This window comes from Leptolyngbya sp. GGD (assembly GCF_026735145.1).
Lineage (GTDB): Bacteria > Cyanobacteriota > Cyanobacteriia > Leptolyngbyales > Leptolyngbyaceae > Leptolyngbya > Leptolyngbya boryana.
Map to the genome: position 1 here is coordinate 545,688 of NZ_JAPQKE010000003.1, position 14,167 is coordinate 559,854.

A 14,167-nucleotide genomic window follows, 5' to 3' on the forward strand; every position below is an offset into this window, starting at 1 on the left:
CAGCAGAGATCATCCGTTTGAAGAACACGGTTGACGTAAGAATCGCTTTCCGTCAATTTAACAGAGATGAATTCCCTGGTTTCTGCGGATCTTTTCTTCTGCTTTGTGATAAGAGGCACAATCGTGGCACAGCATCGCTCAAAACGTAGAGAAAAACCGACTCGGATGGATCAATCTTCAACAGGGCTGGACTCTATGACAGACGGAACAGGAAAGAAGCGCCAAGTGAAGCCAAAATCTAGACGAGAACGCGCCCGCAACCCTTTATCCGCAGGAGTAACGAAGCTCATGGAGCATCCTCGGATGGCAGGGGTGCGAAGGTTTTTAGATGTTACCACTCGTCGCCTTGAAGCACTAGACCATAAGATACCTGCACCGATCAAAAATCCGGTGGTACAAAAGCGAGTCGCGATCGGGATTGTCATTTTGGGCGGAGCTGGACTATTCCGATATGCTGCGATTCAAGTCGATCAAAGCTTACCTGACCCGGCTGAATTAAAGACATTTGCTCGTCCCGGAACACTGACCATTCGAGCTTCCGACGGATCAGTTTTACATCAATTGGGTCCCGCAACGCGCGATCAAGTGGCGGTTGATCGGATTCCGAAGCGATTGATCGATGCATTTGTTGCTTCGGAAGACCGTAGATTTTACGATCATAACGGGCTTGATCTTCAGGGAATTGGGCGGGCAGTCTTTCGCAACCTGACTTCGAGAGATGTAGTTGAGGGAGGAAGTACGCTCACTCAGCAACTTTCACGAGTGGTCTTTCTCGATCAAGACGATCGCTCTCTCGGTCGCAAGGTTCGCGAAGCCCTGATTGCTCAGAAACTTGAGCGCACGATCGATAAAAAGCAGATTCTCGAAAAATATCTGAACTTTGTTTATCTTGGCTCTAATGCTTACGGTGTAGCAGATGCAGCGTGGATCTATTTTAGTAAGCGCCTCGATCAGCTAACGCTAGGCGAGATGGCAATGATCGCGGGATTGCCTCCTGCGCCCAGTTTATATTCCCCATTAGTGAGCTTAGAAAAAGCTCAAGAGCGGCGAAATACAGTGCTCGACAAAATGGTGGTGGCTGGTTACATCAGCGAAGCAGAATCTCAGGCAGCCCAGGCTGAGAAATTGGTTGTGAAGCCCAGTATGCCGAAAAATCTTCAAAGTACGTCGCCATACTTCACATATTACGTTCAGCAGCAGCTTGAGAAACTTGTACCGAAAGACGTACTTGCAGCAGGTGGCGTGACCGTTGAGACGACTCTGAATGCGAAGTGGCAAAAAGTTGCAGAGCGATCGATTCGAGAGGCGATCGGCGTAGACGGAAATGCTGAAGGCTTCAAGCAAGCCGCACTCGTTGCTATCGATCCGCGCAATGGTGAAATTCGATCGATGGTCGGTGGATATGACTTCTACAAAGATAGTCAATTCAACCGAGTGACCCAAGCTCAACGGCAACCTGGATCGACATTTAAGCCCTTTGTCTATGCCACTGCCATTGCAACCGGCAAGTCGCCTTATCAATCCTATTTGGATGAGCGTTTTAGCGTCGATGGCTATCAGCCGAAGAACTACAGCAATAAGTATTCTGGCTGGTTGAACATGAAAACGGCACTGACCAATTCAGTGAATGTGATTGCCGTTAAAGTGCTGATCGATGTCGGATTTGAGCCTGTGATCAAACTAGCGCAGGGCATGGGAATTCGATCGAAGATGGAACCCACTTATTCATTAGCGTTAGGCGCATATGAAGTGAATCCATTAGAACTGACCAGTGCGTATGGCGTGTTTGCTGCTCAGGGAAATTATGTTGAACCTCATGCAATTCGCAAAGTGATCGATCGTAAAGGCAAGGTTCTCTATGATGCAAACTACAAACCAAAACGAGTTTTAGATGCAGAAACGGCGGCAATTACGACTTGGATGATGCGTGGAGTCGTTTCAGATGGAACAGCACGGGCAGCCCGACTCGATCGACCCGTGGCAGGAAAAACTGGAACTTCAGAAAACGCGCGTGACCTTTGGTTTATTGGCTATGTCCCACAACTGGTTACAGGTGTATGGCTCGGCAACGACGATAATTCCCCCACTTGGGGAAGCAGTGGAACGGCTGCTTTTACCTGGCATGAATTCATGAAAGAAGCTGTGGCAGGAATGCCGACGCAAAAATTTGCTGAGATTCCAGAGAATTTGGACGATCGCAAAGGCACGATTAAGGCTCAGCCTGTAAAACCGAATCGGCTCCGAGCACTGGGCACAGCTCCAGATTCCCCTGAAGAACAACCTCGTCGTCGATATGAGGAAGCTCCACCCGAACCAACTTACTCAGAACCCCGCTATTCTGAGCCAGAGCCTCCTAGATCTGCTCCACCTGAACCTGAGGCTGCTCCACCTGAACCTGAAGCTGCTCCACCTGAACCTGAGGCTGCTCCAGTTGCACCACCTCCTGCTGATCCTGCTCCCGCCGCTGCTGACCCTCTACCTCCTCCAGGGAATTAGTAGAAAGTACCTAATTCTGTAACAACGGATCGAACTGGCGAAAGATGCCCTGCTATGATGACTTTGTTAGTCTGGATTCCACAGTAGAAAATTTACAGGAGCAGTTTAGATGAATCTTCTATTAGAAGTGGCAACCGAAGTAGCAACAAAGCCTGGAATGCAGTTTCCGACCTCGTTCACGTTAGTTTATGGGGTTGGGTTTGTGGCAGCCGTGACGATTGGGTCAATCGCTTGGTACAACTCGAAACGCCCGGTCGGTTGGGAAGATAAAGAGCGTCCTAATATCGTGCCAGAAGTTGAAAAAGAAGAAACGCCTGGTATTTAGGCTTAAACCAAGCTCTGGATTACGATTCAGAGCTTTTCAATTTTTTGGAGTCCATGCTGATAGAGCTTACGCAGCGCTGAGACAACCTTGGTTTGCAGGGTTGGGACAGGTTCAGATTCGAGAATTTGCAGGCGAGTGAGAAGCTTGGCTTCCTCGCTGTCGATCATGCCATCGGTATAGATAATTTCACTAATGGCTTCGATGAGATGATGGCATTCTTCAGAGGTAGGATGCTCGCCCAGATAGTCTTGTATCCATTGGTAGCATTCCTCTGATCGAACCGCTCGAAGTTCGTGCAGGATGGGTTGAATTTCTGGATCTTTTGCCACTCCTTTTTCGATCGCAATTCGCTGTAAGTACGTTCTTTCTTCCGGCTGAATTTTCCCATCTAACCAAGCGACACCGATCAGAATTTTTACTAAATCTTTGACATCGTTTTTCATATTTGTTTGAGTCGAACCATAAAGAATCCGTCCATATTGTGGCAGTGCGGGAGGACTTTGATCCACCCTTGTTGGGAAGTGAGTGTGATCAAAGCTGGATGCGTAGGGTGTTCGATCGCCCAATTTGGATGCTGATGGAGGAATTTCTCAATCACGGATTCGTTTTCGAGCGGATTCAAGGTGCAAGTTGAGTACACAAGCACGCCTTGAGGTTTTAGCCAACTTGCAGCTTCGGTGAGAATTTCTTGTTGCAGTTGAGCAAGTGCTGTTGCGCTTTCAGGGGTTTGTCGCCAGCGTGCATCGGCATGACGATTCAGCGTTCCTAAGCCTGAACAAGGTGCATCGACTAAAACCCGATCGCATTTCCCTTTCAAACTGGGAACGTCTCGGCTATCACTTGTCAAAATCTGAATCGAAGTGACCCCTAAGCGATCGATGTTTTGCTGAAGCTTTTTCAATCGAGAGGCGGTTTTGTCGATCGCCCACACGGTTCCTTGATCTTGCATCAATTCTGCCAGGTGCAGAGTTTTGCCACCGGGAGCCGCACAAGCGTCTGCAACAATCTCTCCAGGTTGCGGATCGACTAAGTAACTGACGAGTTGAGCACTACTATCTTGAACAATCCACCAGCCTTCTGCATAGCCTGGTAAGTTCTGAATGGCTCCAGCGTTGCTAGGTAATCTCAGTGCATTTGGCACGTTGGGAATGCACTGCGAGTCTGGAATTGCAGATTCAACTTGCTCGATGTTGGTCTTTAAAGTATTCACCCGCAGATCAATCCGAGGGGGTTGATTCATCCATTCACAGAGTTTAGCTGTATCGTCGATTCCAAATTGCTCTAACCAAACTTGAATGATCCAATCGGGATAGCTATGTAGCGTTCCAAGTTGTTCGACTGGATCATCGCAAAGTTTTAATGGGTCAGCGTGAAGAATCAGTTGCGATCGCAGATACTGCCGCAAAATCCCATTGACGACTCCTGTGAGTCCACTCAGCTTATTTTTCTTCGCAAGTTCAACACTCGTATCGACTGCGGCGGATTCAGGAATTTGATTGAGATAGCGCAGTTGATACAGTCCCAATTGCAGAATCAATCTGAGATCAGGCGGTTGATCTTTCTTTTTCGCAAACTGATCAATCAGCGCGTTTAAGGTTCTCTGACGACGAACGGTTCCATAAACGAGTTCAGTGAACAATCGTCGATCGAGGAGATTCAGATCAGATTGATGCAGCGCTTGATCAACTGCAACATCGGCAAAGGCTCCTTTCTGAATCGATCGAAGCGTATTAAAGGCAAGTTGGCGAGGATTCAACGATTGAGGAAGTGTTAAATTGGCTTATCTAGAATAACAATCGAGCGATCGCTTTGGATAAAATGTATCCTCGATATGAGGCAAAATCTTATGAAAACCACTCAGGAATATGATGGATTTGCGTTAACAGAAAGTACACCTGCACCTCTAAGACTACGTATCAGCTGATTCTTCTAAGGCACCGTCAGAGTAGCACTGTATGGATAACATTCGATGATCAAGCTTACCTGATTGATTTTGCAGATGCTCAAAGCATGACTTATGCAATAGAGACGATTCCGATGAGTCGAATTACTCCTATTCTCTTCTTTGAATCGCTAAAGTGGCATCTCGAAAGATTTGAGCTTTTCTTGTTCCTGTTACAAAAGGCTCAACTCAACTACGCCTCTAAGTAAACTGGAACATAGTTGAGCAATCTTTTCAGATGGTAAGCAAAGCGTTAGGAATTTCCCATCAACGAAAGTGCTTTCTGACGCAACGGAGTGCACTTGGTCTGGAGTAATTATTTCGTGTTCTGTTCGAATTTTATCGGCGCGATTTGCAATTGTATTTAGCGTAAATACTCTGTCTCGCAACGTGTCATGCTTATGATTACTGAATTTGATAGCAAACATTCCAGCACTGTCCATTTGTTATTGCTTAAAAGACAACGGGATTAAATTGCAGGGCCATCGCAGAAATTGTCGATCCACAAGCCTTTTTTCTTCGTTAAACTAATGCGTAAATTGAAACATAGGGCAAATATGACTATTAGAGTTTTCTTGTCGTATTCTCACAAAGACGAAACGTTTAAGGAAAAACTTGTCAATCAACTAATAATTCTAAAGCGGCAGAGTGTGATTGATACTTGGGATGATCGCAAAATTTTGCCTGGTGAGGAATGGCATAACAAAATCAGTTCTGAATTAGACCATGCTGATATAATTTTGCTCTTAGTCAGCTCAGACTTTCTTGCTTCTGATTATTGTTGGGAAGTAGAAATCCGCCGGGCGATTGAAAGGCATAATCTGGGTGAAGCTTGCGTAATACCAATAATTCTGCGTCCTACTGATAACTGGGAAAAAGCACCTTTTGGGCATATTCAAGCACTTCCAAAGAATGCTAAACCCATAAATAAATGGGGAAATAGAGATGAGGCTTTTGCCATTGTTGCTGAAGGTATTCGTAAAGCAATACAACCGATTCAGGAGAGGAAGCAATATCAAGCAAAGTTGAATACTTACTCTCAAACTGTACATAGGGCATTTAATAGCTTAGATTCTTCAAGCAATGAATTTCGAGTTTTTTTAGAGACATACCAGCAGGAGCTAGGAATTAATGATGAAGATGCAGAACAAATTAACAATGCTGTGAGAGAGCAGTTATTTGCTCAAAGCAGAACTAATCAAAATCAGAGAGGCCATTACTATAACGCTTCATCTAACTCTCAACCTGATATACCGTTCTATGATGCTATCTCTAAAAACGTTATCTCTAAAGCTGGAGTTGTAGGACTAATTGTTTTTCTCGGTCTAGCTGTTATGTCTTTTCTCAATTCACAAGTACAGATTAACTCTGCTTCGCAAAAAATGCTTGAGCGAGCTAGAACTTCTTCTGTACCTAAATCCTCAGTTACTCAAGCTTCCGAATCAACAATTAAGATTTCAATGCTTTTTGATCAAGCAAGAGCAAAAGAAGCCAAAGGAGATAATGAAGGTGCACTCGAAGACTATACACAGATTATTAAACTGAAGCCTACTTCCCCTGCAATCTATAACAATCGTGGTCTCGCTCGGTTTCGCTTAGGTGACAATCGAGGTGCAATTCTAGATTTTAATAATTCCTTGAAGCTGAAAAACCCTGAGCCTTGGCTAGTTTATATGCACCGTGGTCTTGCTCATTCGAGATTGGGGAATAATCAAGCTGCGTTAGCAGATTACGACAAAGCTATTAAGTTGAAGCCTAACTATGCTGACAGCTATTACAATCGGGCGGCTCAGTATATTAACTTGAAAGACAGAATCAAAGCAACTGCCGATTTTCAAAAAGCTGCTAATCTCTACAAACAACAAGGGAATTCAACTTGGTATCAGAATACTTTAAATCGATTAAAAGAGCTTGAGTAGCAATGATTGTGATTTGTGAACTTCATCGTTTCACTACTTCTTAGATTCCCCATATAAGAAGTAGTGAATTCTGTTGCTGCCGGATCAACTTCTTGAAGTCTATCTCGACTATCTAAGCTCGCATTGCCAACTGGGTCAGCAAGCTCATTAACCCATTGATTAACATTTGACCGACCAGTTCTCATCTTAACAGCCAGGCGATTTTGGCTAATCTCATAGGCTTCTAAAACTTCTTCAGCAATTTATCTGCTTCCCACGCCTGACTTGAACAGCACCGTCTCCTATAGTGTCATGAGGTAATGTAATTAGGTGGATTGACGATGAGCGTTGAACGATCTCTAATCTTCTCTCAATAATGCTCGAAATCCTGCTTGCTCAAAGTGCTTATCGTACGCAAGTGCGTCTGTAATTCCTAGCTCAGTCATGATCAGAAACGAACTGCAATCGGTGAGGCTCCACTGTTTGTCGAGACGGTTGGCATAAAGTGCTAGAGCGCGGCTGAACTGATTAGAAGTTTGAACAATCACTTCAGTATTTGGATCGCCTTGAAGATGTGTGACCCATTGAGCGACTCGCGCACGTAGTTGAACATCCGCACGAGAAAAGTAATTTACAAACTCAACAAGCACCATTTCACTCGTACAAAGGCGTACATGATTCTCGATCGTGTTGCTATAAAAAGCCAAAGCCTTTTCGTGCCAGCAATCGCGGGAATAAATTAGTGAGATCCAATATCCCGTATCGACAAAAATCTGGCTCATGTTTCTTTGGATACACCGTATAAGTAGTGATCAACATTTGCTGAGCCGTCGGTTGGAATCCCTTCCCAAGCTTCATCAGGAAGACCACCAAATATCTCTTGAACCATCTCTGAGAGTGGTCGAGCCGTCGTATCGTAGGGCTTTTCTAAAATCTCTTCAACAGTCAACCCGCCTAATAAAGGACTACCTTTTCCCTCTCGTTGCTTTTCTTCAGAGATGATTTGTTTGGCAAGCTGGATAACACGTGCATCTAAATCTGCGATCGTCATCGAAGCGATCGTGTCATCTTTAACAGGTTGAGCGCTCGTCATGGCTAAATCTCCAACTCTACTGCCTATTTTAGCGATACGATCACTCACTCTTCTAATTCATCTTTTCCCCAATATAAACGAGTAAATTCTTCGGCAGCAGTTGCATCAAAACTTTCAAGTGCATCTCGAATTTCTAAAACAGACTCCGCAGATGGTTCGCGAGTTTCAGCCAGCCAGCGACTGATATTTGATCGATCTACATTCATCGCGATCGCCAATTGATTTTGGTTGATGCCGTAATTCTTCAACACCAGTCCTAGTGCCTTTCCTGCCCGTCCCATACTCTTTACGTTCACACTTCATTCAAGAGAAGATGTTTCCGATTGACAACAAAACTCTTATTTCGATATAATGTTGCCGAACGGAAACAAGACTAAAGCCAGTGCTTAGCAACGACCAACTCCTCAGCACTGGCTCAACATCACCATTCAACAATGGAGACAGCTATGATTATGCCCTATCGGGAGCGACTCGTTTCCTGGATTGTCGTGCAACTTTTTCCGGATATGCAGCGTGTGGTTCGCGGACGATATTACAAGCGATCTGATGCCGAAGGACATCTAGCAATTTTGCAGAAACAGATCCCTGACCAGACCTTCATTCTCATCTTCGACTCAACTCCAGCGAGAAGCATATAGAGATTCAATCATCCTGAAGCGTTCCGCAGTACGATGAAGGATGCAAAAAGACTCAGTGTGTTTGTGACTATGCCGAAAGCTTACGTAATTGGTTTGGGAAGATCTGGCAATGCTGCCGCCCGACTTCTGAAACGTCAAGGATGGCAAGTCATCATCAGCGATCGCGGGTCTTCCGAAGCGCTCCACTCCCAACAGCAAGCCCTGATTGTAGAAGGCATCGAGGTGCGGTTAGGCGATAACTTTGACCCTGAATCAGCCCGTCCAGATTTAATTGTGGTCAGTCCGGGTGTGCCGTGGGATGTGCCCAGTTTAGTCAAAGCGCGATCGCTCAACATCGAAACTATCGGCGAAATGGAACTCGCTTGGCGATCGCTGAATACTTCTCCTTGGGTCGCCATTACCGGAACCAATGGCAAAACAACAACCACCGCGCTGACTGCGGCAATTTTTCAAAAAGCCGGACTTCATGCGCCTGCTTTTGGCAACATTGGCTATGCCGCTTGCGAAGTCGCATTACTGGAGCAAAAACCTGATTGGGCGATCGCGGAAATTAGCAGTTATCAGATCGAATCGGCTCCTTCACTTGCACCTGAAATCGGCATCTGGACAACCTTCACGCCCGATCACCTCGCCCGCCACAAAACCTTAGAAAACTATTACAACATCAAAGCGAGTTTACTCAATCAAACTAAGCAGCAGATCTTTAACGGCGATGACCCCTATCTTCGGAAGATTGGAACAGCCCATGGTTATCCAGTTCAAGAGACTGCCTGTTGGACAAGTGTCAAAGGACGGTCTGAGTTGATTGGAAATCCCGCATTCGGAGCGTATATCGAGAACAATTGGGTCTTTGTCCGAGATGAAAAAATCGTCCAAGCAGATGCGCTAAAAATGCCCGGAGCGCACAATCTACAGAATTTACTAGCTGCTGTTGCAGCCGCACATTTTGCAGGCATTGAGAAGAGTGCGATCGCCGAAGCCGTTGCAGAATTTCCTGGAGTAGAACACCGTTTAGAATTCATCTGCACTTATCAAGGGGTCGATTACATCAACGACAGCAAAGCAACGAACTACGATGCTGCCGAAGTTGGACTCTCTGCCGTCAAAGCTCCAGCAATTCTGATTGCAGGTGGAGAACCGAAAATTGGCGAAGATCAAGCTTGGCTGAATGTCATTCAATCCAATGCTGCCGCAGTGCTATTAATTGGAGAAGCAGCCCCGACCTTTGCGAAGCGCTTAGATGAGGTTCGCTACTCGAATTACGAGATTGTCGAAACCATGGATCGCGCGATCGCACGATCACCCCAACTCGCAAAACAACATTCCGCTAAAGTCGTGCTTCTCTCTCCCGCTTGTGCGAGTTTTGACCAGTATCAGAGCTTTGAGCATCGCGGCGATCACTTCCGTCAACTCTGTCTAGAATCCTTCCAATGAAGCCACCTGAAGAATGCCAGAACATGACTGAGATTCGATCTGAGATTGATAATCTTGATCGACAAGTTATCCAACTTCTTGGTCAACGTTTCGCTTATGTGAAAGCTGCGGCTAAGTTCAAAACCGATGCAGCCAGTGTCAAAGCACCGGAACGATTTCAATCGATGCTGCAACAGCGGAGAGTTTGGGCAGAAGTAGAAGGATTAAACCCTGATGCGATCGAGAAACTATACCGAGATCTCGTCAATCATTTCATTCAGGAAGAACTCAACCAATGGAACACTCAACACCCGGATTAGTTAATCTCAACCAAAGAAACTTCAGGGATTTCTAAAAGCTTTGGTTCATCTAATTTTTCTGCTTCCAAGTTCACATCTTCCTCCACCTTTGCCCCAATTTCTAAAGGAACTTCCTGGGGCGCAGGCAACCCTTCCATCGGAGTTGGAGGTGGGACGGGCGCGGAAGCAGAAAGCGGCGTTTTCACCAACCGATCGACTGCCTGTTTGACAAACATTTGCATAAACGGCAACCGTCGATTCTGCTCAAAGACTCTTTCCATAATCTGTTGCAGAATATCAGGCTTAATCTCTTCTGCTGATTCCCCTTCAAAATATTCAATCAACGTCAATCCAGCTAATCTAGTTAAATACGCTGCACTCACGCCTTGAATCAATCCGCCTGCCACAAAGGTAATCGCATTCGTTTTCATAATTGCCGCGATCGCTTGTGTGGAAACCTCCACTAGCCCCAACTTCACCATCACACCTGCCATCGTCGCAGCCACAGTTTTCGCTTGTTCTAACGTGAATTTGCGCTGATACAGATGACTCAGATCCATCACCATCTGACCATTGATGGCAGCAGTTGCTAAGAGATCCAATGCTGGAAATGGATTGGCAAATGCTGTCCCTGCCACAATCCATTGGGCTTGATCAATTCGGGGCATCGCGCGATCGCGCCGAATTCGATTTAATGCGGATTTCGCTTCTGCCTGAACCGCAGTCACATTACTAAGAGAACTCGACAAAACCAGTTGCTTCCCTTCCTGGATGAGAATTTGATTTAACCGCTCCAGTAAGGGCAGAATCTGCGGTTCGACTTTCTCCATCCATTCCTTGAATGTGCCGTCTGATCGATGTTGTCGGATTTTCAAAGATTTTGGATTGGTTGCAATTCCAATGACATCTTGTGGGCTGAGAATGCCATCAACTCGTTCACGCAATTGCTCTAAAACGATTTTTTGCTCCTCTGGTAAATACTGATCTTGTTTGTTGAATACCAAAACTAGCCGTTTACCCACAGAAGTAATTTTTTGAATGGCTTGAAATTCCGTTGCTGTCAAATCACCAGTCGTCATAAATAAAATGACATCTGCTGATCGCGCTAATTTCCACGCATCCCGCTCTGCAATAATTCCGCCTTCCGTTGCTGCAAAGAGTTCAGGAGTGTCCTGCAAAACGAGCTTTTGTGAAATGCCTCTTGCCCATTTGATCTCGAGCAAATTCATCAACATGGTTTTGCCAACTGACTTACCGCCCATCACAGCAAACCGAATCTCATCTCGCTTCAGATCCGCAGTAATGTTTTGAATTTGCGATCGTAGGTCGGATAATTGCTGAGCACTGCCATCGATCGATAAATCTTGCGACTCGATCGCGAGTTGGTCTAGCAGTCCTTTCGCCTCGACCAATTCAGTCTGAACTTTATTCAGCGAAACTGGCTCGACTCGAATCTTAGGCGTATCGCTCTGTTGAAATTTTAGAACAACCCAGGCAATTCCACTTCCAATGACAATGGCGGGCAGCCAATCTCCCAAGGTATGCGTCAAATTTTCGAGGACCCAGAGTGAAAGCGTTGCGCCGACACCCCCTAAGATTAACGATCGCTGCCACGAACTAGTCATTCTTAACCCACTCTTGCAAATCTCTGACTTCCAGGATAAATCAAAGTCTCGCGATTGACTTGCCTAGCTGGGATCAATCCTCAAATACGAAAAAGCCCCCCATTTCTGGAGGGCTTCATTTTGCTCAAATCAGTTAAAGATTAACCGTTGATTGCAGGTGCGCTCATTGCAACAGGTGCAACTTCACCAGCAGCCAAGTCGAGCGGGAAGTTGTGAGCGTTACGCTCGTGCATTACTTCCATACCCAGGTTCGCACGGTTGATCACATCAGACCAGGTGCTCACCACACGACCTTGCGAGTCGATGATCGATTGGTTGAAGTTAAATCCGTTCAGGTTGAACGCCATCGTGGACACGCCCAATGCGGTGAACCAGATACCGACGACCGGCCATGCACCCAAGAAGAAGTGCAGTGCGCGAGAGTTGTTGAACGATGCGTATTGGAAGATCAACCGTCCGAAGTAGCCGTGTGCTGCAACGATGTTGTAGGTCTCTTCTTCTTGTCCAAACTTGTAACCGTAGTTTTGGCTCTCAACTTCAGTAGTCTCACGTACCAAGGAAGAAGTTACCAACGAACCGTGCATTGCCGAGAACAAGCTACCACCGAATACACCAGCTACGCCCAACATGTGGAACGGGTGCATCAAGATGTTGTGCTCTGCTTGGAAGACCAACATGAAGTTGAAGGTTCCAGAGATTCCGAGGGGCATACCGTCGGAGAACGATCCTTGTCCAATCGGGTAGATCAAGAAGACTGCGGTTGCTGCTGCAACAGGTGCAGAGTATGCAACACAGATCCAAGGACGCATGCCGAGACGGTAGGAAAGTTCCCACTCACGTCCCATGTAGCAGAAGACGCCGATCAAGAAGTGGAATACGACGAGTTGGTAAGGACCACCGTTGTACAACCACTCATCTAAGGATGCTGCTTCCCAAATTGGGTAGAAGTGCAAGCCAATGGCGTTCGAGGAAGGAACAACTGCACCAGAGATGATGTTGTTGCCGTAGAGCAAGGAACCTGCAACAGGTTCACGGATGCCGTCGATGTCCACAGGAGGAGCAGCGATGAAGGCGATGATGTAGCAGATGGTTGCAGCCAGCAAAGTGGGGATCATCAATACGCCGAACCAGCCTACATACAGGCGGTTTTCGGTGGAGGTGACCCAGTTGCAGAACTGCGCCCACAGGTTTGCGCTTTCGCGTCTCTGTAAGGTCGTTGTCATGATTCTGTATGAGTGCTTGATTTGTTTGCTCAAAGATTAGATTGAAATTTCAATCTATGAATCTAGATTAAGTGAATCGTTTCATTTTGTAAAGAGGTAAATTAAGTTTTTACTCAGGTTTTGTAACAGAAAGTTCACAAAATCGGCATTGAATCCCTGCAAAGCCTGACACAGAGCTTATTGCGAGGCGTCTCCGATTCTGAGATTTGAGAGTGCCCGCTGCATATCAGTTTCTAAGAAACGATCGATTGCGCCATGAATCCAAGCAAAGGAACGCTGACTGTCTTCACAAATTCGCTCAAATCCTAGAATTCGACGTAACTCTTCGTAAATTGGGTGAACGATTAATGTGTAAAGGTCACAGCTTTCCGGATAATCCTCACGCATCTTAATTAAGGTCTGCTGAGTATCTTCTAAGAGCTGGCAGAGCGATGTGATCGTTAGATACGGTTGATCAATCACCCAAGCCCGAATGTAAATCGAGACGCAGGTCTTATCGCCTGGCTGAGCCATGATGAATGGATCAACTGGATTGTCCGTTGTGAGATAAAAGCTTTTACTCGGTTGCTGAAAGAAGTACTGGTCGGATTCTGCGGCGACTGGATACAGAACACAAGCGGCCACTACATTATGATTATCTGACCGCCGAAGTACCCGCATTCCTTTGCCGTACTGTTGTGACCATAATCTGAGAACTTTAGCAAGCTTAGCCATCGCTGCACCATCTCGAATCATCGGTGCATAGTTTTTGGTGTATAGCGTTGAGATAGTAATTGCGTCAGTTCGAGGATTAAACATATCAGCAAAAAGCTCGACAGGCTCTTCGCTGGGAGGAAGTTCAATTTCAGGAAAGGTACGTATTTTGAGTGCGAGAGAATTCCCGTCATATTGTTTGTCGAGTAATCCTAACGCAGCAAGACGATCGATCATCATTCCCGCCGCACGATCGCTACCTTTTTCCTGATCTCGGTAAAACAGCTCAGCTGCTTCACGATGAGTACAGTTGACTAATCCTTCTGGAGCACGAAGTTCTTTTAAGCGAGTTGGAATACCGCCATGTAATTCTTCTTGCTGTTTCAGCAAGAGATACGCCCAGAGGCGGACAAAATATTCTGCCTTGCGCCGAGTGAGTCCGCCTCGGCGTTGAATCAGAGCGATGTAAGAACGTTGAACCTCGATTGGAAATAAGCGATCGACCAGATCTGGAAGCATGGC

The 14,167-nt window shown here is 46.1% G+C and carries 14 protein-coding genes; 6 read left to right on the forward strand and 8 right to left on the reverse strand.

The features are described 5' to 3' along the window. Positions 1-123 precede the first annotated feature (123 nt). Positions 124-2,496 carry a transglycosylase domain-containing protein gene (locus OU814_RS17520; RefSeq protein ID WP_197693269.1) on the forward strand — a complete coding sequence of 791 codons (2,373 nt, stop codon included), beginning with the start codon at positions 124-126 and terminating at the stop codon, positions 2,494-2,496. 109 nt (positions 2,497-2,605) lie between these two features. Beyond that, complete coding sequence (gene psb35 / locus OU814_RS17525) at positions 2,606-2,821, forward strand: photosystem II assembly protein Psb35 (RefSeq protein WP_017288012.1); 216 nt, start codon at positions 2,606-2,608, stop codon at positions 2,819-2,821. Positions 2,822-2,847: 26 nt separating this feature from the next. Here psb35 and OU814_RS17530 read toward each other — a convergent pair whose 3' ends face one another. Further along, positions 2,848-3,264, reverse strand: coding sequence for a tellurite resistance TerB family protein (locus OU814_RS17530; protein ID WP_017288013.1), 417 nt, complete (start codon positions 3,262-3,264; stop codon positions 2,848-2,850). Then, positions 3,261-4,577: a 16S rRNA (cytosine(967)-C(5))-methyltransferase gene (locus OU814_RS17535; protein ID WP_268184539.1), complete on the reverse strand. Its 1,317-nt coding sequence runs from the start codon at positions 4,575-4,577 to the stop codon at positions 3,261-3,263. Before OU814_RS17535 ends, OU814_RS17530 begins: the two co-directional genes overlap by 4 nt. A gap of 743 nt (positions 4,578-5,320) precedes the next feature. Here OU814_RS17535 and OU814_RS17540 point away from each other — a divergent pair. Beyond that, positions 5,321-6,682 (forward strand): toll/interleukin-1 receptor domain-containing protein, encoded by a 1,362-nt coding sequence (locus tag OU814_RS17540; protein WP_268184540.1) that lies wholly within the window; start codon positions 5,321-5,323, stop codon positions 6,680-6,682. 338 nt (positions 6,683-7,020) lie between these two features. On the opposite strand, the gene OU814_RS17545 is transcribed toward OU814_RS17540, so the two are convergent. Genes OU814_RS17545 through OU814_RS17555 form a run of 3 tightly spaced genes read right to left on the reverse strand, consistent with a single transcriptional unit; the run spans position 7,021 to position 8,050 of the window. After that, entirely contained in the window at positions 7,021-7,443 is a 423-nt protein-coding gene (locus tag OU814_RS17545; protein WP_268184541.1) for a type II toxin-antitoxin system VapC family toxin, read from the reverse strand. Then, the gene (locus OU814_RS17550) at positions 7,440-7,754 is read right to left on the reverse strand and encodes a hypothetical protein (RefSeq protein ID WP_268184542.1); all 315 of its coding nucleotides are present in this window, start codon (positions 7,752-7,754) and stop codon (positions 7,440-7,442) included. Before OU814_RS17550 ends, OU814_RS17545 begins: the two co-directional genes overlap by 4 nt. Positions 7,755-7,798: 44 nt before the next feature. Continuing rightward, positions 7,799-8,050 (reverse strand): helix-turn-helix domain-containing protein, encoded by a 252-nt coding sequence (locus OU814_RS17555; RefSeq protein ID WP_268184543.1) that lies wholly within the window; start codon positions 8,048-8,050, stop codon positions 7,799-7,801. A gap of 138 nt (positions 8,051-8,188) precedes the next feature. Here OU814_RS17555 and OU814_RS17560 point away from each other — a divergent pair, with 138 nt between their 5' ends. The 3 genes from OU814_RS17560 (at position 8,189) to OU814_RS17570 (ending at position 10,125) form a co-directional block, all read left to right on the forward strand. Further along, entirely contained in the window at positions 8,189-8,392 is a 204-nt protein-coding gene (locus OU814_RS17560; protein WP_268184544.1) for a hypothetical protein, read from the forward strand. A 69-nt stretch (positions 8,393-8,461) separates the two neighbouring features. Continuing rightward, positions 8,462-9,826 (forward strand): UDP-N-acetylmuramoyl-L-alanine--D-glutamate ligase, encoded by a 1,365-nt coding sequence (gene murD / locus OU814_RS17565; RefSeq protein ID WP_268184545.1) that lies wholly within the window; start codon positions 8,462-8,464, stop codon positions 9,824-9,826. 23 nt (positions 9,827-9,849) lie between these two features. Next, positions 9,850-10,125: an isochorismate lyase gene (locus OU814_RS17570; protein WP_268184546.1), complete on the forward strand. Its 276-nt coding sequence runs from the start codon at positions 9,850-9,852 to the stop codon at positions 10,123-10,125. On the opposite strand, the gene OU814_RS17575 is transcribed toward OU814_RS17570, so the two are convergent. From OU814_RS17575 to OU814_RS17585, 3 genes are all read right to left on the reverse strand, one after another. Then, positions 10,122-11,729 (reverse strand): slr1306 family protein, encoded by a 1,608-nt coding sequence (locus OU814_RS17575; RefSeq protein WP_268184547.1) that lies wholly within the window; start codon positions 11,727-11,729, stop codon positions 10,122-10,124. The genes OU814_RS17570 and OU814_RS17575 overlap by 4 nt on opposite strands. A 140-nt stretch (positions 11,730-11,869) precedes the next feature. Beyond that, positions 11,870-12,952 (reverse strand): photosystem II q(b) protein, encoded by a 1,083-nt coding sequence (gene psbA / locus OU814_RS17580; protein ID WP_017288020.1) that lies wholly within the window; start codon positions 12,950-12,952, stop codon positions 11,870-11,872. 177 nt (positions 12,953-13,129) lie between these two features. Further along, a complete protein-coding gene (locus OU814_RS17585) occupies positions 13,130-14,164 on the reverse strand; it encodes a hypothetical protein (protein ID WP_017288021.1) in 1,035 nt (344 codons plus the stop codon). Between the last annotated feature and the right edge of the window lie 3 nt (positions 14,165-14,167).